This window comes from Treponema sp. R6D11 (assembly GCF_054786075.1).
Map to the genome: position 1 here is coordinate 1 of NZ_BDHD01000091.1, position 7,304 is coordinate 7,304.

At 40.6% G+C, this 7,304-nt stretch carries 9 protein-coding genes; 5 read left to right on the forward strand and 4 right to left on the reverse strand.

Annotated elements, in window-relative coordinates; genetic code table 11:
• The 3 genes from acpS to truA all read left to right on the forward strand — a co-directional run.
• A partial coding sequence (gene acpS, locus ACYVTD_RS08455) for a holo-ACP synthase (RefSeq protein ID WP_461247337.1) occupies positions 1-259 on the forward strand: 259 nt, incomplete at its 5' end.
• A 1-nt stretch (position 260) separates the two neighbouring features.
• Positions 261-1,139, forward strand: coding sequence for a DUF2225 domain-containing protein (locus ACYVTD_RS08460; protein WP_461247338.1), 879 nt, complete (start codon positions 261-263; stop codon positions 1,137-1,139).
• Position 1,140: 1 nt separating this feature from the next.
• On the forward strand, positions 1,141-1,878 hold the full coding sequence (truA, locus tag ACYVTD_RS08465) for a tRNA pseudouridine(38-40) synthase TruA (protein ID WP_461247339.1): 738 nt from the start codon (positions 1,141-1,143) through the stop codon (positions 1,876-1,878).
• A 15-nt stretch (positions 1,879-1,893) separates the two neighbouring features.
• On the opposite strand, the gene ACYVTD_RS08470 is transcribed toward truA, so the two are convergent.
• Positions 1,894-4,155, reverse strand: a complete 2,262-nt coding sequence (locus ACYVTD_RS08470; protein ID WP_461247340.1) for a hydratase — start codon at positions 4,153-4,155, stop codon at positions 1,894-1,896.
• A 139-nt stretch (positions 4,156-4,294) separates the two neighbouring features.
• Here ACYVTD_RS08470 and ACYVTD_RS08475 point away from each other — a divergent pair, with 139 nt between their 5' ends.
• On the forward strand, positions 4,295-5,221 hold the full coding sequence (locus ACYVTD_RS08475) for a leucine-rich repeat protein (RefSeq protein ID WP_461247341.1): 927 nt from the start codon (positions 4,295-4,297) through the stop codon (positions 5,219-5,221).
• Positions 5,222-5,437: 216 nt separating this feature from the next.
• Here ACYVTD_RS08475 and ACYVTD_RS08480 read toward each other — a convergent pair whose 3' ends face one another.
• Positions 5,438-5,641, reverse strand: a complete 204-nt coding sequence (locus ACYVTD_RS08480; RefSeq protein WP_461247342.1) for a hypothetical protein — start codon at positions 5,639-5,641, stop codon at positions 5,438-5,440.
• Positions 5,638-6,090: a PIN domain-containing protein gene (locus ACYVTD_RS08485; protein WP_461247343.1), complete on the reverse strand. Its 453-nt coding sequence runs from the start codon at positions 6,088-6,090 to the stop codon at positions 5,638-5,640. The genes ACYVTD_RS08480 and ACYVTD_RS08485 overlap by 4 nt, the downstream gene beginning before the upstream one ends.
• Positions 6,091-6,314: 224 nt before the next feature.
• Here ACYVTD_RS08485 and ACYVTD_RS08490 point away from each other — a divergent pair, with 224 nt between their 5' ends.
• The gene (locus tag ACYVTD_RS08490; protein WP_461247344.1) at positions 6,315-6,563 is read left to right on the forward strand and encodes a hypothetical protein; all 249 of its coding nucleotides are present in this window, start codon (positions 6,315-6,317) and stop codon (positions 6,561-6,563) included.
• A 23-nt stretch (positions 6,564-6,586) separates the two neighbouring features.
• Here the strand turns inward: ACYVTD_RS08490 and ACYVTD_RS08495 are convergent, their stop codons facing one another.
• Positions 6,587-7,186, reverse strand: a complete 600-nt coding sequence (locus ACYVTD_RS08495) for a hypothetical protein (protein WP_461247345.1) — start codon at positions 7,184-7,186, stop codon at positions 6,587-6,589.
• Positions 7,187-7,304: the final 118 nt, after the last annotated feature.

A 7,304-nucleotide genomic window follows, 5' to 3' on the forward strand; every position in this document is an offset into this window, starting at 1 on the left:
CAGAAAAAAAAGCGCGGCTCAAACTCTTGCCGCAAGATTTGCCGCAAAAGAGGCGTTTGGCAAGGCTCTAGGCACGGGGCTTGCAGGAATTGAATTAAAAGATATTATTGTAATTAACAACGATAAAGGGAAGCCCGATATAAAATTAACAGGAACTGCGGAAAATGAATTTGAGAAATCAGGCGCAAATAAAGTGCATCTTTCTCTTACCCACGAAAGGGAAAACGCGATAGCCATGATCGTTTTGGAGGGGGCGTAAAATGGTAAGAAAAAAAAAGAAAGTAGAAGACGAAGACAAAGAACTAAAACTAACTTATCAATCAAAAAAAGAATTTGTCTGCCCTGTTTGTAACGCTCAATTTCGTAAAGAAGAGCTTTTTTCGGGCGGCGGCAGATTGATAGCGGGAAAACTTACAGATGAGCTTCACAGGCTTTATGAGCCTTCAAAAAAATACGGAATAATTTTTCCGCTTGTATACGAATCAATTGTCTGTCCTGAATGTTGGTTTTCTTCCATGGAAAATGATTTTCAGATACTGCCAAAAGAAAACGCTGATGCGGCAAAAGCCGACACGGAAAATCGCACAAAAGATACTTTGGCTATTTTCCCCGGCGTCGATTTCCATGAAAACAGAACATTGATGGACGGAGCGGCTTCATTGTATCTTACCTTACGTTGTTATGATTTTTACAACAAACAAAATTCCCCTACAATTAAGCAGGGTCTTGCCGCTATTCGTTGCGCGTGGCTTTTAGACGAGCTTAATAAAAAATATCCCGATCAACATTATGACTGGCTTGGAACTCTTTTCCGAAAAAAAGCGCATTATCTTTACAACGAGGCTCTTTCGCGCGAACAGAGCGGCAGGGAAACGCTTTCCGGCATAAAAGTTTTTGGTCCCGACACTGATAAAAATTATTCTTACGAAGGAATGTTATACATGTGCGCCTACCTTCGTTACAAATACGGTCCCGCGCACAACGAAGATGAAAGAAAAACGTCCCTTGAAGACGCGCGCCGCACAATCGCAAAGCTCTTTGGCATGGGCAAGGCGTCCAAAGACAAACCGGGCGCGTTTCTTGAACACGCAAGAAAACTCTACGATACAATCAATCAGGAACTTTCCGAAAACGAGTAACATGGAAAGGAATATCAAACTTGTCATCGCTTATGACGGAACAGATTTTTGCGGGTGGCAGAGACAGGAAAACGAAAGAACAGTACAGGGCGTGATAGAAGACGCTCTGGAAAAATTGCACAGCCACCCTGTAGGCTTGACAGGCTCAGGCAGGACTGATTCAGGCGTTCACGCTGTGGGGCAAGTCGCCAATTTTTACACGGATATCGAAAGCATTCCCCCAGAACGTTTTGCTCCTGCGCTGAACTCATCTTTGCCCCATGAGGTAAGAGTACTTGAATCCAGAGAAACAGACAAGGAATTTCACGCCCGATTCAGCGCAAAGGCGCGGATTTACCGCTATCAATTTATCTGCCGTCCTCTTCTGCCGCATGAAAGCCGCTACAATCTGCAATTACGCCGTTTCCCGCGCGTAGAGGTTCTTAACGAATACGGCAGACTGCTCTTGGGAGAAACAGACTGCTCTATTTTTGCAGGCGCGGGGGATACAAGCGCTTCAAAAAATCGCTATGTTTACAGAGCGTACTTTTACATGGCGGGAGATACGCTAATTTTTGAAATCTGCGCCAACGCCTTCCTTCGCAACATGGTTCGCTCCGTAGCCGGAACCTTCCTTCACTACGAAGAAGCGGACACGCCGCCTGAAAAACTGCGGGAAATCATCGCTTCTGGGGAGAGATCCCTTGCGGGTACTACCCTTCCCCCTCAGGGGCTATTTCTTTGGCAGGTGGAATATTAATTCGCTACTTTGAATTTACCGCGCATAATAATTTATCAAACAGCCATCAATCAGTATCTGCCGCTCCGCATCCGTCAGTTCCCCCAGAGCGACGGATATTTCTACTGTTTTTTCACCTAACACATAGCCTGAGATTTGTTCCTTCTTCTCTTGAACAGCAGACTTAATTCCGGGGAAAAAGATATAATCGCCGTTTGAAAAGGCGGATTCGTCCGTAACAAGGAAGGGTAATATGCCCCAGTTGATAAGGTTCGATCTATACCGCTTTGTAGCGTATTCAAGCGCGAGGTTTGCGGATGCGCCAAGTACACGCTGGCAGGAAGCGGCTTGCTCTCTTGCGGAACCGTCACCGGGTTTGCGGGCAAAAATAGCGCTTCCTATACCGATGCTTGCAAGTCCAATTCCCGAACAGCCCGCAATGCTCTGTATTGAGTGCAGTATCTTTTCCAATTCGCCGTCGGTGCTACCTTTACCTCTTTGCTCCTCAAGAGACTGTATCTCTTTTGCCCGCTTAACGTAGGAAGGGTCTTTACGGCTTAAAGTAAATTCTGCCAGCTTTAGCGGATTTGAGCGATACGAGGAAGTTTCCCCCGACGGAATTAACTCATCGGTAGTGGTAACGGCATCTGTTATAAAACTTACCACTTTTATTAAAAGGTTTTCAGGCAGAGCGGGCATCTTGGTCCAGTCTTTTATATTGGGACCAAAGATCAAGTCTGTTTGCGTTTTTGGACTTCCAACGCCGTTGTACACACGCTTTTCGTAAATGGTTTTGTCAAAAAAGAATTTGTATTTGCCGTATTTTACGTTTATTTCCGTAGCGGAGGTAATTTTACCGCCGTTAACCGCAGTAGCGGCGATTGAACGCGCGTCCATAAGAGCAACAGAAGCAATCTGCCCGTCATTCGGCTTTGAACCTTCCCTATTCGGAAAATTGCGCGTAACGTGGCGAATAGATAGTTCGTTATTTGCGGGCGTATCTCCGGCTCCAAAACACGGTCCGCAGAAAGCTTCGCGCACAAGAGCGCCAGTTTTCATAAATGTTTCAACAGCGCCATTTTTTACCAGTTCAAGATAAGTAGGCTGGCTTTCGGGGTATACGCTCAATGAAAAATTACCGCTTCCCGTTGAGTGTCCATTTAATATATCCGCCGCCGCCATAATGTTAGAAAAAATCCCGCCTGAACAGCCTGCGATTATCGCCTGATCCGCCCATATCCCGCCGTCATGGTATTTAACGCCAAGATTCAGGTTAAGACCTGTCTCTTTATTTTCTTTTTCAATTTTAGCGAAAATATCTTTTGCGTTTTTTTGCAGTTCTTTAATTGTGTACACATTACTTGGGTGGAACGGCAAAGCTATACACGGCTCTATTTTTGATAAATCAATCTTGATAAATCCGTCATAGTAAGCGACGGCGGCTGGCTTTAGCTCTTTGTAATCGCCTACCCTTCCCCGCTCTTTAAGATATGTTTTTACATTGTCGTCAGTTTCCCATATCGAAGACCAGCAGGCGGTCTCGGTAGTCATTACGTCGATTCCGTTGCGGAAATCTATCGACAGTTTATCAACTCCCTCTCCGATAAATTCCATCACTTTGTTTTTTACATAGCCGTTATTAAAAACCGCGCCAATTATCGCAAGAGCAACATCCTGCGATCCTACTCCTTTAGCTAACTGTCCCTCAAGATAAATACCCACCACTTGCGGATACGCCATATCGTAGGTTCTGTTCACTAACTGTTTGGCTAGTTCTCCGCCGCCTTCGCCGACAGCCATTGTTCCCAACGCGCCGTAACGGGTGTGGCTGTCCGAGCCTAAAATCATTTTACCGCAACCTGCCATCATTTCGCGGTTAAAACTGTGGATAACGGCAAGGTGGGGCGGCACATAAATACCGCCGTATTTTTTAGCGGCGGAAAGAGCAAACACATGATCGTCCTGATTAATTGTTCCCCCGACCGCACACAGGCTGTTGTGGCAGTTGGTAAGCACATAGGGCATGGGGAACTTGTCCATTCCGCTTGCGCGGGCGGTCTGAATTATTCCCACATAGGTAATGTCATGGGAAGCAAGAGAATCAAATTTAAGGCGAAGGTTACAGTCGTCGCCTGAATTATGAGCGGACAAAATACCATAGGAAATCGTTCCCTTTTTTGCCTGCTCTTTGGTAGCGGTTACGCCGCCCTGCCGCAATTTCGCCTGTGCGTTGTCGTCATCGGCTATTATTTGAGCGCCTTTTATTACATAGGCTCCGGATTTGTAAATATCAATCATAGGGACATTATAGTTGGATTTTTAAGATTGTTAAATCCCTGTTTTTATTGATTATTTTTATCAATTTAATGTAGAATATATCTCTAATTTGAATGTTTTTTATTTGCCGATACCAAAAAAAATTATTATTTTTATATATATGTACAACGTATGCAATAATGGGAAAATAATAAAGTTAAGACTGCTATTTACTTTTTGCGTTATAATTCTTCTTTTTTCTGGTTGCAATAATGTCTGGATGGAAGATATTTTACAACCTAAAACTATTACTTTTGAAAGCAATGGGGGGAGTTATGTTGAATCTCAAATTATCTACAAAAATGAAAAAATATCAGAACCGCAAACTCCTTCAATGGTGGGTTACACTTTTGAAGGTTGGTATACTGATAACATTTACTTTACTGCCAGATGGGATTTTGAAAGAACACCTAAAAAAGACATGACCCTTTACGCCAAGTGGCTGCTTAATAGTAACAACCACCCACATGAACCTTTTAACAGCATAGATAAATTAGAAACATATCTGCAAAGCCTCCCGCAAAGCAATACTCCCTATGATATTGAGTTGGATATTGATAATTTGGAGGACATTGCAAAGATTATAAAAAAATATCCTAATATTCTTATCAATCTTATTCTTACTAGCAATAACATTAACAACATTGAGCAATTCTATTTTAGCAACTGCAATAACCTTGTCAGCGTAGTCTTGCCAAACAGCGTTACCAGTATAGATGATTTTTCTTTTTCTTCATGCCCTAACCTTACAAGCGTAACTATTGGAAACAATGTTACAAAAATTAATGTTAACGCTTTTTATAATTGTACTAGCCTTACCGAGATAACCATTCCTGAGAGTATTACCTTTATTGGGGAATGCGCTTTTTTAGATTGCGACAGCCTGATAAGCGTAACATTTGAAGGTATGATTTATTACGATGATTTAAAAACTCATGCGTTTCCCGGAGATCTGCAGGAGAAATTTTACAAAAATAACAAAAACTATGGAACACCCGGAACATACACCAGACCAGACAGCGCAAGCCAAACTTGGACAAAACAATAACTCTTAAGATTATTCCCTAATAAGGCTATGGAAAAAAGCAATCAAAATCAAATTGTTTTATTAAGCCGTCTTGCCCTACAACCTCCTCTTGGGTTAATCCCCTGAAGTCGACAATATCCTTTTTTTCTCCTTCTTTCGTGCCATGACCATTTTATCTCCTTCGGTATTTCTACCATTTTATGGTCATTTACACAATTTTTATGCTAAGCTCCATGCTTATGGTTTTATTTTTTGCCTTAATTCCGCCGCATTATTATATATTTCGTCTATAGTCATATCCTTAAATAGATTTTCCTGCCATTTTGTATAATCAAACGGCTCCTTTTGTATGAGCATAACAAATCGTTCGGCTTCAACTAATCCCAAATTTTTTATTAAAGTATCCATACCTTCTGTTCTTATTAGTGTATCTGTTCTCATTTTTCACCTCCCTCTATATAAAATTGACGTATAAAATCAAGCGGGTTTATAAACTTTATTTCAGAAATATTTTTATTTAATACTTTTCTGTTCGTTGTTAAAAAATAATCACATTCTGCTTTTATTGCGCAAGCAATATGTAATGCGTCTTTTTGTTTTATATTTTTTTGCATTATTTCTCTACCTCTTATTAATATTCTTTCTGTAGGGTCAATATCTAAAACCGCTATATTTTTCCACCTCATAAAAGCCAATTGCCTGTCATAAAACGGATTAGCGGAAACTTCATAATCCATCATAAAAGACCATGCAAGCTCATAATTTTTTTCTAATATCTCGTTTTGTATAAAGAGTTTTGCTTCTGCTTCTAATCGAATATTGAGGTTAGTTTGGTCATCATAAGGTCTGTTCAAGCAACAATTGTCTAAGTAAAGTCTGGTTTTTGCCAACTTCAATACCTCTATTTAGTTAATGTACAAAGAAAGACTTGTTTATTCAAGTGCTGTCATCGTAATATACGCGTAAAAAAAGTAAGAAATCTTTCAAATTTTTTCAAATTCAGTCAAGCAAAACGACACTTTCAACCCATATAAGGTATGTAGTTTTTTAGCCGTTTTTAATGGCAAACCGCTTTGAGGCAGGGAACTACAAATCTTATTTTGGAGGACATTTCATGGAAAATGTTAACCGGAACCACAAGAACAGCGTCTTTTCTTCGCTGTTCAGTAATCCGGATGTTCTGCGAGAACTCTACTCGGCAATCGAAGGTATCCCTATCCCGACGGATATACCTATTGATATTAATACGCTTTCAAACGTTCTGGTTATGAAGCAGATTAACGATGTCTCTTTCTTACTCGACAAACGCCTTGTCGTGCTTATTGAGCATCAGTCTACAATATTTAGGCATACTGCCCGTTAATGGGCAGTATGTACTACGATATGTTATTCAACTACTTTTCCAAGTGAAAACACTTGACTAACTTGGTCTTTTCCCATTTCTCCATTTTTATTCATGGCTTCCCATTTTTCTTTATAATCTTTCTTTCCTGCATTTACCTCATCGGTAATGTCTATAAAGCACCAATCAATGCCCTTTGTAAACATATCTTTCATTATTTGCTTTGTAGCTTCGCCGACATCGACTTTATTAAACACTGTTGCCATTTGATAATAATGTCCGGGCTGGAAATTATAGGTTATTTTTCTGCATCCATTTGGCGTATTAGTCAGACTTTGATCTACAGTTGCGACAACCGAATGTTTGCCTGCCGGAACCTGCAATATAGGATTCGCAATTTTGTACTGAGAAGCATTCTGTCCTCCTGCGCCTTTCAAATTCATTGTAGACAAAGGTCCAACCACGCCAAATTTGGTTTCGTCAAACATTAAAACAAAACTTTCATTGGGGAAATAAAGAATAGCGCTTTCCTGAATAGATACGTTTTTGTCAATAATCTTTTTTGCTTTTGGCGGTTTAGCCTGAGCAAAAACCATGGTAACTGTCAACATCAACAGTCCGATAATAAGTAATGTTTTTTTCATAAAAACTCCTTTTTTGTGATTTATCCCTGATAATCACATATTTTTCCGCGCATTATTACGCATAATTTCACCAACGGTAAAACTATTTAATAATGTTTTAAAAGGAGTATAAAGAAAC